Origin of the sequence: Aeromonas jandaei (assembly GCF_037890695.1) — a bacterium.
In the GTDB taxonomy this organism is placed as follows: Bacteria; Pseudomonadota; Gammaproteobacteria; order Enterobacterales; family Aeromonadaceae; genus Aeromonas; species Aeromonas jandaei.
In genome coordinates this window covers 1,464,361-1,481,519 of the sequence record NZ_CP149571.1, presented here as the reverse complement: position 1 = coordinate 1,481,519, position 17,159 = coordinate 1,464,361, and the positions used below count along the sequence as shown (strand labels likewise).

The window sequence follows — 17,159 nt, the reverse complement described above, 5'->3', positions numbered from 1 at the left end:
CAATACAACGAAAAAACCGAAATAAAACCAAAACAGCTCCGCCAAAGGCATCTTTCATAGCGGTGTGGCCAGTTCTCGATTTTCAATCACAAAAATGAATATCTAACTGTTTTTAAGCATAAAAAAGGCGCCCTGGGGCGCCTTGCAATCAGATGGCGACGGGCGCCTTGATGCCGGGATGGGGGTCATAACCCTCTATCTCGAAATCCTCGAACTTGTAATCGAAGATGGAGTCCGGCTTGCGCTTGATCACCAGAGTTGGCAGCGGACGCGGCTCACGGGTGAGCTGCAGTGCAGTCTGCTCCATGTGGTTGGAGTAGAGGTGCACATCGCCGCCGGTCCAGACAAAGTCACCCACTTCCAGACCACACTGCTGGGCCATCATATGGGTCAGCAAAGCATAGCTGGCAATGTTGAACGGCAAGCCGAGGAACACGTCACAGCTGCGCTGGTAGAGCTGGCAGGAGAGCTTGCCGTCCGCCACGTAGAACTGGAAGAAGGCATGGCAGGGAGCCAGCGCCATCTTGTCCAGCTCGCCCACGTTCCAGGCGGAGACGATGATGCGGCGCGAATCCGGGTTGTGCTTGATGTCATCCACCGCTTTCTGGATCTGATCCACCACGCCACCGTCGGCGGTCGGCCAGGAGCGCCACTGGGCGCCATAAACCGGTCCCAGATCGCCGTTCTCGTCGGCCCACTCATCCCAGATGCTGACGCCGTTCTCTTTCAGATAGGCGGTGTTGGTATCGCCATTGAGGAACCAGAGCAGCTCATGAATGATGGAGCGCAGGTGGCACTTCTTGGTGGTCACCAGCGGAAAACCCTCTGCCAGATTGAAGCGCATCTGATGACCAAACAGAGAGACGGTGCCGGTACCGGTGCGATCGGACTTGACGGTCCCCTCGTCCAGGATCTTCTGCATCAGGTCGAGATAGGCTCTCATTGCTTTGCCTCCTTCACGGCGTTACCGAACAACTGCGGGCGCTTGTAGGCAGCCCAAATCATCAGGGCTCCGATGAAGATCATCGGGGTGGAGAGGATCTGGCCCATGCTGATCTCGTTGAAATAGAGGCCCAGCTGGCTGTCTGGCTGGCGGACAAACTCCACCAGGAAGCGGAACAGGCCGTAGAACAGCAGGAACATGCCGGAGATGGCACCGCGCGGCGGGTTCTTGCGCCAGAACAGATTGAGGATGATGAACAGCACCACCCCTTCCAGCGCGAACTGGTAGAGCTGGGAGGGATGACGCGGCTCGGGGCCGGCCTCCGGGAAGATGATGGCCCAGGGCACATCGGTGATCCGGCCCCACAGCTCGCCGTTGAGGAAGTTGCCAATGCGGCCGACGCCGAGGCCAAACGGAATGAGCGGAGCCACAAAGTCGGCCACGGTGAAGAAGTGGCGCTTGGTCTTGTGGGCAAACCAGATCATGGCAGTGATCACCCCGATCAGACCGCCGTGGAACGACATGCCGCCGGTCCAGATCTTGAACAGGTAGGTCGGATCCGCAAGGAAGAGATCGAAGTTGTAGAAAAGTACGTAACCGACACGGCCACCGAGGATCACCCCGAGGAAGCCGTAGAAGAGCAGGTCAGAGACCTCGTTGCGTGTCCAGCCGCTGTTCGGCGCATCGGCGCGACGGCCAGCCAGCCACATGGCAAACGCAAAACCGAACAGGTACATGAGACCATACCAGCGTACCGATAGTGGTCCCAAACTGAATGCTACGGGATCAATCTGCGAGAAAACCCAATATCCATCGTGCTGCATAAGCGGCCCCAGTCATAAGAAAAGCCGCATTTTCCGATCATTCGCCAGCAGGGACAAGGCATGTTTATCAATCAACCGATTTTCGGTTTGTGACCTGCACGCAACAAACCGCCCAAACCGTGCTCTTCCAGATAGCGGGCAAACAGGCCGCGCAGCACGTGGGGATTGTCGTGCTTGAGACCATCGGCCAGCAGTTCGGTCAGCTCGCTCAGGGTCGATTGGCGCAGGACATACTTGATCCGGGCGATGTTGTGGGTGTTCATACTGAAGCGGCGATAGCCCATGGCCAGCAACAGCAGCACGCCGACCGGATCGCCAGCCAGCTCGCCACAGACCGAGACCGGCTTCTGATAGCGGTTGGAGGCATCGACCAGCAGTTGCAACGCGCGGATCACCGCCGGATGGAACGCATCGTAGATGTTGGCGACGCGGGAGTTGTTGCGATCCACAGCCAGCAGGTACTGGGTCAGATCGTTGCTGCCCACCGACCAGAAGTCGATGAGCGGCGCCATCTCCGGCAGGATGTAGAGGGCGGAAGGCACCTCGATCATTACCCCGAGGCTGGGATAGCGGATCTCGGCATTGCGGCTGGCCGCCTCTTCCGATACTTCGCGCCATGCCTGATCCAGCAGACGGCGGGACGCCTTGATTTCACTGACACTGCTGATCATCGGCAGCATGATGGCCAGATTGTCGAGCCCTTCGCTGGCCCGCAACATCGCCTTGAGCTGCACCAGAAACAGTTCGGGGTGATCCAGTGTGAGCCGGATCCCCCGCCAGCCAAGGAAGGGATTTTCCTCGACGATGGGGAAATAGGGCAGTTGCTTGTCTCCGCCCACATCCAGCGTCCGCATGCAGACCGGGCGGTTGCGATAGGTCTCGAGAATGCCGCGATAGCGGGCAGTCTGCTCCCACTCGGAGGGGAAGCTGTCCTGCAGCATGAAGGGGATCTCGGTGCGATAGAGGCCCACCCCGTCCGCCAGATGATTGAGAGAGATCTCGGTATCGGCGCTGAGCCCTGCGTTAAGCAGCAGGGAGACCTTGGTACCGTCCGCCGTCTCCGAAGGCTGGTTGTCGACGCTGCGCACCAGACTGTCGAGTGCCCGCTCTTCGCTCAGCAACTGGCGATACTCGGTCAGGATCACCTGATTGGGTTCGATGAAGAGATCACCGCTATAGCCATCGACAACCAGCATGCGGCCACCGATATCACCGAGCGGCAGATCCACCCCCATGATGGCAGCCACCCCCATGGCGCGGGCCAAGATGGCGGCGTGGGAGTTGGTGCCCCCCTTGAGCGAGACCACCCCGGTCAGGTATTCGCGGGGGACTTCCGCCAGAATGGTGGCAGTCACCTCATCGGCGACCAGCACCACGGGCTCACCGATGGAAATATGTTCCGGCTCGTTCTGCACCAGGCGACTGATGAGGCGCTGGGCGATATCCTTCACATCGGTGGATCGCTCCTGCAGGTAGGGATCCTTCATCCCCTTGAACTGCTCGATGAGGCGATCGCTGACCAGCTTGACGGCGGAGACCGCGGTCCAGTGCTCCTTGCTCACCTTGTTGCGGATCGGCTTGATATAGCCGGGATCGGCGAGCAAATGGAGATAGATGTCGAAGATGGCGACAGAATCTTCGCTGTAACTCTCGCGAAAGCGCAGCGCCAGGCTCTCCAGATCGTGGCGAACCTCTTCTACCGCCAACTCCAGCCGTTCCAGCTGGCCGGCATGATCCTCATCCTTGCGCGGAGTGATGGAAGAGAGCGCCTTGCGCGGCCGCCACACCCAGGCCTTGGCCATAGCAATACCGCTGGCACCGGCAATGCCGCGCAGCGGCTTGCTCCAGTCAGTCTTCTGCAACCACCCCTTGGCCTGCGCCTGAGCGATATGCGCTGCCAGCTGGGCCGCCAGCGTGACCATGAAGGACTCTTCCCCCTCATCGAAACGGCGGCTCTCTTTTTGCTGCACCACCAGAATGCCGACCACCTGACGCTGGTGCATGATGGGGGCGCCCAGAAATGAGCGAAACGCCTCTTCGGCGACATCTGGCAGGAATTTAAAGCTGGGGTGTGCAGGGGCATCGGCCAGGTTGATCAGCTCTTCCCGCTGACCGACCAGACCGACGATACCCTGCTCGAAGGGCAGAGTGACCTTGCCGACCGCCGAAGGAGCAAGACCATCGGTCGCCGCCAGCCGGTAGCGGCGCATCTCGGGTTCCGAAACGTAGACAGAGCAGCAGTCCACCACCATGGCTTGCCGGGTCTGGCTCACCAGTGCCTGCAAGGCCTGTTCCAGGGTGTTGGCCCCGGCCATGCTCTCGACGATACGTCTCAGTTCCGTTAACAACTAATCTGTGCTCCTTAGCGAGCGCGGTTGCGCCGCCCATCCTTCTTGTTGACCTGCTGCACTGCCGGCGCCGGCATCGCCAGCGGAGCAAACTCCTTCATGACCCGGCGGTAAACCTCCCGCTTGAACGAGACGACCTGGCGTACCGGGTACCAGAAGCTGACCCAGCGCCAGTCGTCAAATTCGGGATGACCATGACAACCGAACTGGATCCGCGACTCTCGGCCCGAATTGAGCTGCAACAGGAACCATTTTTGTTTTTGGCCAATACAGACCGGTGAACTGTCCCAGCGGACAAGACGTTTGGGTAAACGGTATTTAAGCCAGTTACGACTGGTGGCCATGATGGTCACATCTTCGGGCTTGAGGCCTATCTCCTCATACAGCTCGCGATACATGGCCTGTTCCGGCGTTTCACCATCATCAACTCCCCCCTGCGGAAACTGCCAGGAGTGCTGCCCATAGCGTTTAGCCCACAACACCTGTCCTTCACGGTTACAGATCACGATACCGACATTGGGACGAAATCCGTCGCCATCAATCACGTGATCACCTTATAAAGGCTGAATCTATAAAGAGATTGTTCCACATTCACTTCGTGGCAGCAAACAAGGAGTGACTCCCGGCGTTCATGAATAACTTTCAATTTCACACATACTTATAAACAAACGGGAAGATCTGCTCTACCAAGTTGCCCACCCAGACTGTGCATAAGCCTGTGAGCAAGCTGGTATATACAGTACTTTTTAACTGTAAGTGAAAAGCAGACTATCACCTCACAGATCAGAGTTAAAACTAATTTTTATTTATTATACATGCAGTTAAACACAAACAACTGGATCTGGATCCATGGTTTTGCTCACGCAGGATCCGCGACAACGATTGTGAACAAGTTCTACTGCTCAAAGATCCACCAAGGCCAAATTATCCACAGGAGTGGCACAATATCTGCCCTGTTTCCTCGATGAAAATGGGGTCGGACTCACAATTTTTTGTAACATATCAGATACTCCTCCCACTTTATGCCACTTATCCAAGATTTCTGTGGATAACTGTGTGTAACATCATCCTCAAACCCTTGGACAACTATTTCGGACCCGGATCGGCTGAATATCCTTGCTCGATAAAAAAGACAAATATCTTTAAAATCATAATCATAAGACCTACATAGCCGAATTATCCCCATTTACCCTTATCTACTCAGGATCGGTTATAAAAACAGCGATCCTCCCGGGATCCTGCCCTGTTAGAATAGGTCGAGCAATATGGAGCCAAACATGCCAAACAATCCCCAATCCGAACAGGAGTTGCTGAGCCGTGCCTACGCCATGGCAGGCTTCACACTGGCTCAGCTGGCCGCCGAGGCAGGTGTGGCGGTGCCCAAAGATCTGCGCCGGGACAAGGGATGGGTGGGCCAGTTGATCGAGCTGCAGCTGGGGGCCAGTGCCGGCAGCAAGCCGGAGCAGGACTTTCCGGATCTCGGGATCGAGCTCAAGACGATCCCGGTCGATCCTCAAGGCCGACCGCTGGAAACCACCTTTGTCTGCGTTGCGCCGCTGATCGGCGTCAGCGGTCAGCGCTGGGAGGAGTCCAACGTGCGCAACAAGCTGTCACGAGTGCTCTGGATCCCGGTGGAAGGCAGCCGCGAGATCCCGGTTGGCGAGCGGCGGGTGGGGATGCCGCTGATGTGGAGCCCCAGCGAGGAGGAAGATCAGCTGCTGCGCCAGGACTGGGAAGAGCTGATGGACATGATAGTGCTGGGAGAGGTGGAGCAGATCAGCGCACGCCACGGCCAGGTGATGCAGTTGCGCCCCAAGGCCGCCAACAACAAGGCATTGACTCGCGCCATCGGGCGCGATGGTCAACCGATTATGACCCTGCCCCGCGGCTTTTATCTCAAGATCGATTTCACCCACAGCCTGCTGCAACGCTATTTTGCCCTGCCAGTTTGATCTGCTTTATCAACATCTTTGTCATAAGGTGGTATAAAAATAGGCAGGAGCCATTTTTAACTCACAGACAAGGAGGCGTCATGCCACTTACCAAGCAGTTTCTCAAGTCCAAACCAGAGGTGAAGGTGACCTTCGCCGTCGAGAAAGAAGCCGCAGCAGGCGCGCAGCAGGTGATGCTGATCGGCGAGTTCACCCAGTGGCAACCGGTCGAATTGAAGCGCATGAAGAGCGGTGAGTTCAAGGCCACCCTCAACCTGCCGACCGACGGGCCGGAGAGTTTCGAGTATTGCTACCAGTTCATCACTTCGGAGGGAGAGACCCTGTACGAGAATGACTGGCAAGCCGACGCTTACGTACCCAGCCCCTACGGCCGCGATAACTCGGTGGTGCGAGTGATCCAATAACAACAACCTGATAGCCAATAGACGGATACAAAAAAGGCTCGCCATTGGCGAGCCTTTTCACTACCTGTCGAGCTTTTCGCCGACATACCGACACCAATTCGAATCGAATTAGTTGAGCTTCTCTTTGATACGAGCAGCTTTACCGGACAGGTTGCGCAGGTAGTACAGTTTGGCGCGGCGAACATCACCACGACGCTTCAGTTCTACACTGTGGATCAGCGGAGAGTGAGTCTGGAATACACGCTCAACACCTTCGCCGTTGGAGATCTTGCGAACGGTGAAAGCAGAGTGCAGACCGCGGTTACGCTTGGCAATTACGATGCCTTCGAAAGCCTGCAGACGCTCTTTACCACCTTCTTTAACACGAACTTGAACACGTACGGTGTCGCCCTGGGCAAAAGCCGGGATGTCGGTACGCATTTGCTCTTGTTCAAGCTGCTGAATAATCTTGCTCATTGTCTTTCCTTACCTAGGATAAACTGAAAACTCTACTTAACGCTGTCACGCACTTCGCGGACATACTCGGCAAGAAGTGATTCTTGCTCGTCAGTCAGAGCTAGGTTGTTAATAAGTTCCGGCCTTCTTTGCCAGGTTCGTCCGAGCGATTGCTTGAGACGCCAGCGTCGAATCACTTCGTGATTGCCGCTTGTCAGCGCCTCGGGCACTGCCAGCCCATCCAACACCTCCGGCCGAGTATAGTGGGGATGATCCAGCAAGCCATCCGTAAAGGAGTCCTGCTCGGCACTGGCCTGATCACCCAAGACTCCTGGAACCAGACGCGAAACCGCATCGATCAGGGTCATGGCAGGCAACTCGCCACCACTTAACACGTAATCCCCGATAGACCACTCTTCGTCGACTTCGGTTTGTATCACGCGTTCATCGATACCTTCGTATCGACCGGCTACCAGAATCAGTTTCTGATTCGTCGCCAACTCGGTTACGCCCGCTTGAGTCAGCTTGCGTCCCTGAGGGGAGAGATAGATGACTTTCGCCCCGTCTCCCGCCGCTTGCTTGGCTGCATGAATCGCGTCACGCAGCGGCTGAACCATCATTAACATGCCGGGCCCACCACCATAAGGACGATCATCGACCGTACGGTGTTTGTCGTGGGTAAAGTCCCGGGGGTTCCAGCACTCAATCTGCAGCAGGCCACTCTTGACGGCCCGACCCGTTACCCCGTGCTCGGTAATGGCTCGGAACATTTCAGGGAAGAGGCTAATCACCCCAATCCACATAAGAAACCTCCGGCACTCGTGTTACCGCGGGAAACTAGAAACCAGGATCCCAATCAACTTCGATTGTTCGAGCAGTCAGATCAATATTCTTGATCACCTGCTCTTCCAGGAACGGAATCAACCGCTCCTTTGCACCAAAGGCATCTTTTACATTGGCCTCAACCACCAACACATCATTGGAGCCGGTTTCCATCAATTCGGTCACCTTGCCCAGGTCGTATCCCTTGGTGGTCACTACCGAGCAACCAATCAGGTCACGCCAGTAGAACTCGCCCTCGGGCAACGCAGGCAACAGATCGGCGGCTACGCCAATCTCGACATTGGTCAATGCCAGGGCATCCTCGCGCACATCGATACCATCGAGTTTGCAGATCAGACCCTTGTTGTGACGTTTCCAGGATGAAACCCGAATTTCACGCCACGCCCCGTTCTGATTAATCAGCCAGGGGTTGTAATCGAAAATCGCTTCGGCAACATCGGTGAAGGAGTTCACTTTAAGCCACCCCTTGATGCCGTATACGGTACCCAGGGTGCCCAGAACTACAGGTTTTTCCACCTTAACTCCTTACCGTTTGACTGATTAAGCAGCTTTGGCAGCGTCTTTGATCAGCTTGGCAACGCGCTCAGAAACAGCGGCACCAGTAGCAACCCAATGCTCGATACGAGCCAGGTTCAGGTTCAGCTTTTCAGCTTGACCAGCAGCAACCGGGTTGAAGAAACCAACGCGCTCGATGAAACGACCGTCGCGGGCGTTACGGCTGTCAGCAACTACTACCTGGTAGAACGGACGCTTTTTCGCGCCACCACGTTGTAAACGAATGGTTACCATATCGTCCTCATTAACATCTAATGAACAAGGCCCGCAAACACGCGGACCCTAGCTTAAAATAAGCCGCATAATTCTACTTGGATTCGTAATAAATGCAACCAAGCCAGCCATTTTTTGCGCAGAGCAGCAATGAAAAGGGTCTGCCACCGGCAGACCCTCATGCAATACGTCAACCCGGATAATCAGAACGGGCCGCGACCGCCACCAAATCCCGGTGGCAGCATGTTCTTCATCTGGCTCATCATTTTGCGCATGCCGCCCTTGCCGGACATCTTCTTCATCATGCGCTGCATCTCGGTGAACTGCTTGAGCAGCTTGTTCACGTCCTGCACCTGCATGCCGGAGCCTGCGGCGATACGGCGCTTGCGAGAGCCTTTGATCAGGTCGGGATGGGCACGCTCCTTCGGCGTCATCGAGCTGATGATGGCCTCCATCCGCACAGTGAGCTTGTCATCCATCTGATCCTTGATATTGTCCGGCAAACCGGACATGCCGGGCAGCTTGTCGAGCATGCCCATCATGCCGCCCATGTTGCGCATCTGGGCCAGCTGCTCGCGGAAATCCTCAAGGTCAAAGCCCTTGCCGCTCTTGACCTTGCTAGCCAGCTTGGCAGCCTTCTCTTTATCGACGTTGCGCTCCACCTCTTCGATAAGAGAGAGCACATCGCCCATGCCGAGGATGCGGGAGGCGAGACGATCCGGATGGAACGGCTCCAGCGCGTCGGTCTTTTCACCCATACCGATGAACTTGACCGGCTTGCCGGTGATATGACGTACCGACAGGGCGGCACCGCCGCGGGCGTCGCCGTCCGCCTTGGTGAGGATCACGCCGGTGAGCGGCAGCGCTTCGTTGAACGCCTTGGCGGTGTTGGCGGCATCCTGACCGGTCATGGCATCCACCACGAACAGGGTCTCGACCGGCTTGATGGTGGCGTGCAGATCCTGGATCTCGGCCATCATCTCGCTATCGACGTGCAGACGACCGGCGGTATCGACGATCACCACGTCATAGAATTTCTTGCGCGCCTGATCGATGGCGGCAGTCGCGATGGCGACCGGCTTCTGGCTGGCATCGCTCGGGAAGAAGTCGACGCCGATATCGCCCGCCAGGGTTTCCAGCTGCTTGATCGCCGCAGGGCGGTAAACGTCGGCACTGACGACCAGCACCTTCTTCTTGCTGCGCTCTTTGAGCAGCTTGGCCAGTTTGCCGACCGTGGTGGTTTTACCGGCACCCTGCAGACCGGCCATCAGGATGATGGCGGGCGGCTGGGCAGCCAGATTGAGCTGCTCGTTGGCCTCACCCATGACGGTGACCAGTTCGCCGTGCACAATCTTGATGAACGCCTGACCCGGGCTCAGGGATTTGGCCACTTCCTGGCCGACAGCACGCTCTTTGACGCGCGCCACGAAATCACGCACGACCGGCAGGGCGACGTCCGCCTCGAGCAGCGCCATGCGGACTTCGCGCAGGGTTTCCTTGATGTTCTCTTCGGTCAGGCGGCCGCGGCCGCTGACATTGCGCAAGGTGCGCGAGAGTCGTTCTGTCAAATTCTCAAACATGACGCATTCCGGTTCTTGGCGTTGTAAATGGGGGGCATTATAACCCAGAGCAGCCGCGAGAACGATTATTCACCGCACTGCCGCTCATCAATGCTTCATACCTATATATGGGCGGATCGGCCATTGCACAACTGGCGAGCATTTCGCGTGCAAGGTATACTGCCGCTCTTACCCTCAAAAGCTTGTGCATCAACGACCTGGTTATGATCGTAATCTCTGTTCTGGCCCTGGCGTTTTATCTGCTGGCCATCATCGCCTCCCTGCATCTGTTACTGAGCGCCAAGCCGGTAGGACAGCGCTCCCTCTTTGCCTGCATCGGACTGGCCCTGATCGCCCACGCTACCGCTCTCGGAACCGAGGTGTTGCAGGGCTCCGGCCAGAACCTGAGCATGCTCAACGTAGCCTCGCTAGTGAGCCTTATCATCAGTACCTTCATGACCTGCATCACCCGCCGCTTCAACGGCTGGATCCTGCTGCCGGTGGTCTACAGCTTCTCGGCGCTGCTGCTGGCGGCCAGTGCCCTCATACCCGGGCGCTATATCACCCATCTTGAGGCCCATCCCCAGCTGTTGCTGCATATCGGTCTGGCACTGATGGCCTACTCGGTATTGATGATCGCCTGCCTTTTTGCCCTTCAGCTCGCCTGTCTGGACAAGCAGCTAAAGTCGAGAAAGATCAGCCAGTTGCCAGCCATGCCCCCCTTGATGACCGTCGAGAAGCGGCTGTTCCAGCTCATCTCAGCCGGCGTGCTGCTGCTGACCCTCTCCATCGCCTCGGGCCTGTTCTTCCTCGAAGACATGTTCGCCCAGGGCAAATCCCACAAGGCCGTGCTCTCCATCATCGCATGGTGCATCTACGTACTGCTCTTGTGGGGCCATCACACCTATGGCTGGCGTGGCCGCAAGGTGGTCACCCTGAGCCTGATCGGCAGCGTCATCCTGACCCTGGCCTATTTCGGCAGCCGCTTCGTCAAAGAAGTGCTGCTGAGCTGATAACCGTTAGTCACACCATCTACAGGAGCCCTTTTTGGACAGCATCTCAACGAGCACACTACTGATTGTTCTCGTTATCTTGATCCTTCTATCCGCCTTCTTCTCCAGTTCCGAAACCGGTCTGATGTCCATCAACCGCTACAAGCTGCGGCATCTGGCACAGACCAAACACAAGGCGGCCCGTCGGGTAGAGAAGCTGCTGTCACGCCCGGATCGGCTGCTCGGCCTGATCCTTATCGGCAACAACCTGGTCAATATCCTCGCCTCCGCCATTGCCACCATCGTCTGTATCAGGCTGTTCGGCGATCTCGGTGTCGCGGTGGCCACTTTTGGCCTGACCCTGGTAGTGCTGGTATTTGGTGAAGTGACACCCAAGACGCTGGCGGCCATGTTCCCCGAGAAGATTGCCTACCCCGCCTCCTGGATCCTCAAGGGGCTGATGGTGCCGCTCTCCCCGCTGGTCTGGCTGATCAACGGCATCACCAGCGGTCTGCTCAAGATGCTGAAGATCACGCCAAACAAGGATGACTCCCTCAACACCGAAGAGCTGCGTACCATAGTCAACGAGGCGGGCAGCCTGATCCCCCAGCGCCATCAGGAGATGCTGCTCAGCATCCTGGATCTCGACAAGATGCTGGTCGAGGACATCATGGTGCCCCGCAGCGACATCTACGCCATCGATATCAATGACGACTGGAAGAGCATCCAGCGCCAGCTGGCCCACTGCGCCCACACCAAGATCCTGCTCTATCGCGACAGCATCGACGACGTGGTGGGCTTTCTCCACGCCCGCGACGCTCTACGCTTGATGGCCCGGGATCAGTTCAACAAGTCGAGCCTGCTGCGGGAAGTGGACGAGATCTACTTCATTCCGGAAGGTACGCCGCTCAACGTGCAGCTGGCCAAATTCCAGCGCAACAAGGAGCGAATTGGCCTGATCGTCGACGAATATGGCGACATTCAGGGGCTGATCACCCTGGACGACATTCTGGAAGAGATAGTGGGCGACTTCACCACCTCCATGACGCCGACCCCGAGCGATGAGATCCATCCCCAGCCGGACGGTTCGTTTCTGGTGGAAGGCTCGGCCAGCGTGCGCGAACTGAACAAGGAGATGAACTGGCATCTGCCCATCGACGGGCCGCGCACCCTCAACGGGTTGATCCTCGAATATCTGGAGGAGATCCCCCAGCCCAATATCGGGATCCGGCTGGCGGGCTACCCCATCGAGATCCTCGAAGTCGAGAACAACATGGTCAAAATGGCGCGGATCATGCCGGCTTCCTACCGGGCTGCTACGGCACCGCAGAATTGAAAAAGGGCTGCCACTGGCAGCCCTTTTTCATTGCAGCTCTTTACTGTTCATCTTCGTCATCCGGCTCCAGCACCAGCGTCGGGATCAACTCGCCAAACACCCTCTGCAGCTCGTCGCGATTGGCCAGCAAGTCCTGCAGCGTATAACTGTCCATCACCGCCAGAAACGCATCCATCGCCTCTTTCAGCGCATTCTTGAGCAGACAGACAGAGACGATGTGACAGGCGGGCGAGCCGCAATCAATCCCGTCCAGATTCCCTTCCAGCGCCCGGATCACCTGCCCGATGTTGATGGTGGCGGGATCGCATGCCATGCGGATCCCCCCATTCTTGCCACGCTGGGATTGCAGATAGCCCAGCTTCACCAGCTGATTGACCACCTTCACCATGTGGTTGCGAGAAACGTCGTACAAGGCAGAGACCTTGGCTACGCTCGAGAGCTCCCCTTCCGGCAGGGTGGCAAGGTAGAGCAGGGCTCTCAATCCGAAATCTGTATAACTGGTTAGTCTCATAAAGCCTGATTAGCGCGATGCGAAAAGTGGAGTATTGATTCAAATCAAATAAACATCTAGGATGCCACTTATTAAATGGCATTTTAGATGTTCAATTAACGACAAGGCTCCCTATGCTAGACCAAACCACCATTGCCGTCATCAAAAGCACCATTCCTCTGCTTGAATCAGCTGGCCCCGCGCTCACCCAGCACTTCTACCAGCGGATGTTCAGCCATAACCCGGAGCTGAAAGATATCTTCAATCTGGCCCATCAGCGCAGCGGCGGTCAGCCACTGGCGCTGTTCAACGCCGTCGCTGCCTACGCCAAAAATATCGACAATCTGGGGGCGCTGGCCGGCGCGGTCGAGCGGATTGCCCACAAGCATACCGGATTCCTGATCCAGCCAGAACAATATCACATTGTAGGTAGTCATCTCTTAGCCACGCTCAAAGAATTGGGCGGAAGTGCGGTCACCGACGAGGTGCTGGAGGCATGGGGCAAGGCATATGGCGTGCTGGCCGACATTTTCATCGGCCGCGAGCGGGAGATCTATCAGGAGAAGGCGAGCCAGAGCGGTGGCTGGCAAGGGGCCCGCACCTTCATCATCAAGGAGAAGCGAGCCGAGAGCGAGCTTATCACCTCCTTCCTGCTGACACCGGAAGATGGCAAGCCGGTGCTGACCTTCCAGCCGGGCCAATACCTCAGCATCAAGCTGGTTCACCCCGAGCTCGAGCATCACGAAATCCGCCAGTATTCGCTCTCGGATGCACCGAACGGCCGCGACTATCGCATCAGCGTCAAACGCGAGCCGCAGGGTCAGGTCTCCAACCTGCTGCACGACCGGCTGCAAGCGGGCGACAAGATTGAAGTGATGCCACCCACCGGCGATTTCTACCTGAAAGCGGATAGCCAGACGCCGGTTGTGCTGCTCTCGGCCGGGGTCGGCCTCACCCCCATGATGAGCATGCTCAACCAGCTGCTAGCGAGTGACCATCAGGCCGACATCACCTGGCTGCACGCCTGCAAGCATGGTCGTGTCCACGCCTTCCGGGAAGATATCCGCAGCAAAATCAGCCAGCACACCAATCTGGTCAGTCGGGTCTGGTATCGGGAGCCCGCAGAGAGCGACAAGCAGGGAGAGGATTACGACTTCACCGGCACCATGGATCTGAACGCGGTGAAGGCGCGCATCACACCAGAGGCCCACTACTACTTCTGCGGCCCGCTCGGCTTCATGCAGGAGGTGAAGCGCCAGCTGACTGAGGCCGGGATCCCCGCAAGCCAGCTCAATTACGAAGTTTTTGGCCCCCACCAAGATCTATAACCGCCGGGTAGCCATATAACGAAAGGAGGTTCCAGCCTGTCATGGCACGGCGGCAGGAACCGGACCCACAGGTGCAGACCTGTGGGTCATTTTTTGGATCAGTGCATCGCCTTGGCGCGGGCCACCACGTTGGCCGGCATCCGGTTGCCAAGCCGGCTCAGCAGACTGGCCGCCTTCTGGTGCAGGGTTTTGTCACCGATAACGGAGCCGTGCAGCCAACGGTAGGCATCCTCGTAATCGAGCGGGCTCCCCATCCCCTGCAGCAGCATCTCGACCCACTCCATGCGAGCCCGCAGAAAACCGAGGCTGGCCGCTTCACGCATCAGCGTCTCGGCGCGAACCAGATCCTTCTGTACCAGCGTCCCTTTCCAGTAGTAGCGGCCCAGCTGCTCGAGCGCGGGAGCCAGCCCCTGATTGGCCGCCTCCCACATATACTGCACCCCCAGCTCTGCGTTGGACTTGGTACAGACGCCCCAGGCCAGCATATCCCCCCAGAGGAACTGGTAGGCAGGGATCTTCATCACCGACGCCCGCGCCTCGATATCCTGAGTCAACTGGCAGCGATCCTGTTTCACCTGAGTGAGGTGGCGTCCCTGCTCGATCCAGTTGAGCAGCTCGTCCTGACGATAGATGGCCACCGCCTGCAGGTCGCCGGCATTCAGCGGTGCCACCGAAGGCGCAGGTTCGGCAGGTGGCGCGGCTGGCACGGGGGCTGAAGCGGGCTCTGCGGCCGGAGCAGGCGCTACCGGATCAGCTGGCAACAACACAGGCGCAGGGGCCGCAGTCACCGCCGCCGACGGAGCCGCCTCACCGGTAGCCGCGGGAGCTGGGGCAGCCGCTTCAGCTGGCAACAACACGGGGGCCGGAGTAGCTGTCGCCGCTGATGCTGGCGCGGTTTCACCAGCGGTGGCGGGAGCAGCCGAGGCAGCTGGCACCGACTCGGCGGCATAAAGGGGCGCGCCAGCCAGACAGATAAGGGAGAGAAGGGTAAGGGGTTTCATCATAAGGGATCTCCTGCTGCTCTCTGTTATCGGCCACAACCCCCATCTTCTTAAGCTGGCGGGAGCCCAACAACGCAAAAGGGAGCCGAAGCTCCCTTTTCATGCGGTCATGCCGCTTATTTGACGAAGTCGACACCCAGCTGGATATCGGCTTTCAGGGTGGCCAGCATCCCTTCCATCGCTTCCTGCTCGAAGGCGCTCAGCTTGCCGTAGTCCAGCACGGTTTCGACACCGTTCTTGCCCAGCAGGATCGGCTGTGCAAAGAAGGTAGCGTGCTCGCCGTTGCCTTCAACGTAGGCACACTCGATGACGTTGGCTTCGCCCTGCAGGCCCTTGATGAGCGACAGACCGAAACGGCAGGCAGCCTGACCCATGGAGAGAGTGGCGGAACCGCCACCGGCCTTGGCTTCCACCACTTCGGTACCAGCGTTCTGGATGCGCTTGGTCATGGCAGCCACTTCTTCGGCAGTGAAGGAGGCACCTTCAATCTGGGAGAGCAGCGGCAGAATGGTCACGCCACTGTGGCCACCGATCACGTTGACGCGAACCTTGTCCACGTTCAGCCCTTTGGCGGCGGCAACGAAGGTCTCGGCGCGGATCACGTCCAGAGTGGTGACACCGAACAGGCGACGCTTGTCATAGACACCGGCTTTCTTCAGCACTTCGGCGGCGATGGCGACGGTGGTGTTGACCGGGTTGGTGATGATGCCGATCAGCGCTTTCGGGCAGGCTGCCGCGCACTTCTCGACCAGATTCTTGACGATGCCGGCGTTGATGTTGAACAGGTCGGAGCGATCCATACCCGGCTTGCGCGCCACACCGGCAGAGATCAGCACCACGTCGGCACCAACCAGTGCAGGAGTCGGATCTTCACCGCAGAAACCCTTGATGGCGACATCGGTAGGAATATGGCTGAGGTCTACGGCTACGCCCGGTGTGACCGGGGCAATGTCATACAAGCTCAGCTCGGAGCCGGCCGGCAGACGGTTTTTCAACAGCAGAGCAAGGGCTTGACCGATGCCACCAGCGGCACCCAGAACGGCAACTTTCATGATCAACTCCATGTTTAAGCGTAGGTTTAAGGTTATTTGTTCTTGTGCGCCCAACCTTAATGGATCCCCCCATAAAAAACAATCTGATAACAGTTGCAGTCACGGGTTCTGTGAGCCAAGAAACAGGCAGCGAATAAAAATGGGGAAAAATCCAAAAAATTGGAGGGGAAGCACAGTTTTTCTGCACTTCACCCTCCCATAAAGAGGTAGTTATGCCGACTCAAGCCTGGAATGCCAACGCCCGCTTTTCACACCAGCGAAAACCAATTGTTAACAATCCGTTCATGGTGAGGTAAAGGGCCCCCGCAACGCCGAAGACGGCAAGGGTGTCATAGGTCTGGGCATTGAGTCCCTGTGCAAGCCCCATGATGTCCATGATAGTGATGGTACTGGCGAGGGAGCTTCCCTTTAGCACCAGGATCACCTCGTTGGAGTAGGCTGGCACCAGATGACGGGCGGCGTGGCGCACCTTCATCCAGAGGGTCTGACGACCGTTAAAACCGAGCGCACGGCACGCCTCCACCTCACCGGCAGGAATGGCGTCGAGCGCCCCCTTGAACAACCGGGTGGAGTAAGCCGCAGTGTTGAGGCCCAGCGCCAGCACGGCACAGAACCAGGGTTGCTTGAGCAGCGGCCAGAGCGGGCTGGCTTTCAGCCACTCGAACTGACCCGGCCCGTAGTAGATGAGGAAGATCTGGATCAGCAGCGGTGTGCCGGTAAAGAGCAATACCCACAGCTGTACCAGCTGGGTCGCCACCGGCAGCCGCAACTCCAGCACCCAGGTCATCAGGGCCGCCAGCACGAAGCCGAGCAGCAGGCTGAACAGGGTCAACTCCAGCGTGGTGAGCAGCCCACCCAGCAGGGTCACAAGATACTCTTGCATC

At 57.8% G+C, this 17,159-nt stretch carries 18 protein-coding genes; 5 read left to right on the top strand and 13 right to left on the bottom strand.

Going from position 1 to position 17,159, the window contains the following annotated elements:
• Positions 1-148: 148 nt before the first annotated feature.
• The 4 genes from thyA to rppH all read right to left on the bottom strand — a co-directional run bounded on the left by thyA (position 149) and on the right by rppH (position 4,660).
• Complete coding sequence (thyA, locus tag WE862_RS07195) at positions 149-943, bottom strand: thymidylate synthase (RefSeq protein ID WP_033114069.1); 795 nt, start codon at positions 941-943, stop codon at positions 149-151.
• A complete protein-coding gene (gene lgt, locus WE862_RS07190) occupies positions 940-1,767 on the bottom strand; it encodes a prolipoprotein diacylglyceryl transferase (protein WP_042030741.1) in 828 nt (275 codons plus the stop codon). Before lgt ends, thyA begins: the two co-directional genes overlap by 4 nt.
• A gap of 71 nt (positions 1,768-1,838) precedes the next feature.
• Positions 1,839-4,115: a phosphoenolpyruvate--protein phosphotransferase gene (gene ptsP, locus WE862_RS07185; protein ID WP_042030742.1), complete on the bottom strand. Its 2,277-nt coding sequence runs from the start codon at positions 4,113-4,115 to the stop codon at positions 1,839-1,841.
• Between the two features lie 14 nt (positions 4,116-4,129).
• On the bottom strand, positions 4,130-4,660 hold the full coding sequence (gene rppH / locus WE862_RS07180; RefSeq protein ID WP_033114066.1) for an RNA pyrophosphohydrolase: 531 nt from the start codon (positions 4,658-4,660) through the stop codon (positions 4,130-4,132).
• 732 nt (positions 4,661-5,392) lie between these two features.
• Between rppH and mutH the strand changes: the two genes are divergently transcribed.
• Both mutH and WE862_RS07170 read left to right on the top strand, forming a co-directional pair.
• On the top strand, positions 5,393-6,067 hold the full coding sequence (gene mutH, locus WE862_RS07175; protein WP_042030744.1) for a DNA mismatch repair endonuclease MutH: 675 nt from the start codon (positions 5,393-5,395) through the stop codon (positions 6,065-6,067).
• An 80-nt stretch (positions 6,068-6,147) separates the two neighbouring features.
• Positions 6,148-6,471, top strand: coding sequence for an isoamylase early set domain-containing protein (locus tag WE862_RS07170; RefSeq protein ID WP_042030746.1), 324 nt, complete (start codon positions 6,148-6,150; stop codon positions 6,469-6,471).
• A 108-nt stretch (positions 6,472-6,579) separates the two neighbouring features.
• Here WE862_RS07170 and rplS read toward each other — a convergent pair whose 3' ends face one another.
• The 5 genes from rplS to ffh form a co-directional block, all read right to left on the bottom strand.
• Positions 6,580-6,927: a 50S ribosomal protein L19 gene (rplS, locus tag WE862_RS07165; protein WP_005308701.1), complete on the bottom strand. Its 348-nt coding sequence runs from the start codon at positions 6,925-6,927 to the stop codon at positions 6,580-6,582.
• A 32-nt stretch (positions 6,928-6,959) separates the two neighbouring features.
• Positions 6,960-7,709, bottom strand: coding sequence for a tRNA (guanosine(37)-N1)-methyltransferase TrmD (gene trmD / locus WE862_RS07160; RefSeq protein ID WP_005308699.1), 750 nt, complete (start codon positions 7,707-7,709; stop codon positions 6,960-6,962).
• A 34-nt stretch (positions 7,710-7,743) separates the two neighbouring features.
• Entirely contained in the window at positions 7,744-8,265 is a 522-nt protein-coding gene (rimM, locus tag WE862_RS07155; RefSeq protein ID WP_033114063.1) for a ribosome maturation factor RimM, read from the bottom strand.
• A gap of 24 nt (positions 8,266-8,289) precedes the next feature.
• The gene (gene rpsP / locus WE862_RS07150) at positions 8,290-8,538 is read right to left on the bottom strand and encodes a 30S ribosomal protein S16 (protein ID WP_339058721.1); all 249 of its coding nucleotides are present in this window, start codon (positions 8,536-8,538) and stop codon (positions 8,290-8,292) included.
• A gap of 182 nt (positions 8,539-8,720) precedes the next feature.
• The gene (ffh, locus tag WE862_RS07145) at positions 8,721-10,097 is read right to left on the bottom strand and encodes a signal recognition particle protein (RefSeq protein WP_042030747.1); all 1,377 of its coding nucleotides are present in this window, start codon (positions 10,095-10,097) and stop codon (positions 8,721-8,723) included.
• 203 nt (positions 10,098-10,300) lie between these two features.
• Here ffh and WE862_RS07140 point away from each other — a divergent pair, with 203 nt between their 5' ends.
• Positions 10,301-11,089: a cytochrome C assembly family protein gene (locus WE862_RS07140; RefSeq protein ID WP_033114091.1), complete on the top strand. Its 789-nt coding sequence runs from the start codon at positions 10,301-10,303 to the stop codon at positions 11,087-11,089.
• Between the two features lie 34 nt (positions 11,090-11,123).
• Complete coding sequence (locus tag WE862_RS07135; RefSeq protein WP_033114061.1) at positions 11,124-12,404, top strand: HlyC/CorC family transporter; 1,281 nt, start codon at positions 11,124-11,126, stop codon at positions 12,402-12,404.
• 40 nt (positions 12,405-12,444) lie between these two features.
• Here WE862_RS07135 and WE862_RS07130 read toward each other — a convergent pair whose 3' ends face one another.
• Complete coding sequence (locus tag WE862_RS07130) at positions 12,445-12,915, bottom strand: Rrf2 family transcriptional regulator (protein ID WP_033114060.1); 471 nt, start codon at positions 12,913-12,915, stop codon at positions 12,445-12,447.
• A 113-nt stretch (positions 12,916-13,028) separates the two neighbouring features.
• Between WE862_RS07130 and hmpA the strand changes: the two genes are divergently transcribed.
• Complete coding sequence (gene hmpA, locus WE862_RS07125) at positions 13,029-14,222, top strand: NO-inducible flavohemoprotein (protein ID WP_339058720.1); 1,194 nt, start codon at positions 13,029-13,031, stop codon at positions 14,220-14,222.
• Between the two features lie 98 nt (positions 14,223-14,320).
• On the opposite strand, the gene WE862_RS07120 is transcribed toward hmpA, so the two are convergent.
• The 3 genes from WE862_RS07120 to artM form a co-directional block, all read right to left on the bottom strand.
• Positions 14,321-14,929 (bottom strand): tetratricopeptide repeat protein, encoded by a 609-nt coding sequence (locus WE862_RS07120; RefSeq protein WP_042030752.1) that lies wholly within the window; start codon positions 14,927-14,929, stop codon positions 14,321-14,323.
• Between the two features lie 410 nt (positions 14,930-15,339).
• Entirely contained in the window at positions 15,340-16,275 is a 936-nt protein-coding gene (gene mdh / locus WE862_RS07115; protein ID WP_042030754.1) for a malate dehydrogenase, read from the bottom strand.
• A gap of 220 nt (positions 16,276-16,495) precedes the next feature.
• On the bottom strand, positions 16,496-17,158 hold the full coding sequence (gene artM, locus WE862_RS07110; RefSeq protein WP_042030756.1) for an arginine ABC transporter permease ArtM: 663 nt from the start codon (positions 17,156-17,158) through the stop codon (positions 16,496-16,498).
• Between the last annotated feature and the right edge of the window lies 1 nt (position 17,159).

Bases quoted from the DNA above. Each gene is read 5' to 3' on its own strand.
- thyA (WP_033114069.1), bottom strand. From the start codon at position 943: ATGAGAGCCTATCTCGACCTGATGCAGAAGATCCTGGACGAGGGGACC.
- lgt (WP_042030741.1), bottom strand. From the start codon at position 1,767: ATGCAGCACGATGGATATTGGGTTTTCTCGCAGATTGATCCCGTAGCA.
- mutH (WP_042030744.1), top strand. From the start codon at position 5,393: ATGCCAAACAATCCCCAATCCGAACAGGAGTTGCTGAGCCGTGCCTAC.
- WE862_RS07170 (WP_042030746.1), top strand. From the start codon at position 6,148: ATGCCACTTACCAAGCAGTTTCTCAAGTCCAAACCAGAGGTGAAGGTG.
- rplS (WP_005308701.1), bottom strand. From the start codon at position 6,927: ATGAGCAAGATTATTCAGCAGCTTGAACAAGAGCAAATGCGTACCGAC.
- trmD (WP_005308699.1), bottom strand. From the start codon at position 7,709: ATGTGGATTGGGGTGATTAGCCTCTTCCCTGAAATGTTCCGAGCCATT.
- rpsP (WP_339058721.1), bottom strand. From the start codon at position 8,538: ATGGTAACCATTCGTTTACAACGTGGTGGCGCGAAAAAGCGTCCGTTC.
- ffh (WP_042030747.1), bottom strand. From the start codon at position 10,097: ATGTTTGAGAATTTGACAGAACGACTCTCGCGCACCTTGCGCAATGTC.
- WE862_RS07140 (WP_033114091.1), top strand. From the start codon at position 10,301: ATGATCGTAATCTCTGTTCTGGCCCTGGCGTTTTATCTGCTGGCCATC.
- WE862_RS07130 (WP_033114060.1), bottom strand. From the start codon at position 12,915: ATGAGACTAACCAGTTATACAGATTTCGGATTGAGAGCCCTGCTCTAC.
- hmpA (WP_339058720.1), top strand. From the start codon at position 13,029: ATGCTAGACCAAACCACCATTGCCGTCATCAAAAGCACCATTCCTCTG.
- mdh (WP_042030754.1), bottom strand. From the start codon at position 16,275: ATGAAAGTTGCCGTTCTGGGTGCCGCTGGTGGCATCGGTCAAGCCCTT.
- artM (WP_042030756.1), bottom strand. From the start codon at position 17,158: ATGCAAGAGTATCTTGTGACCCTGCTGGGTGGGCTGCTCACCACGCTG.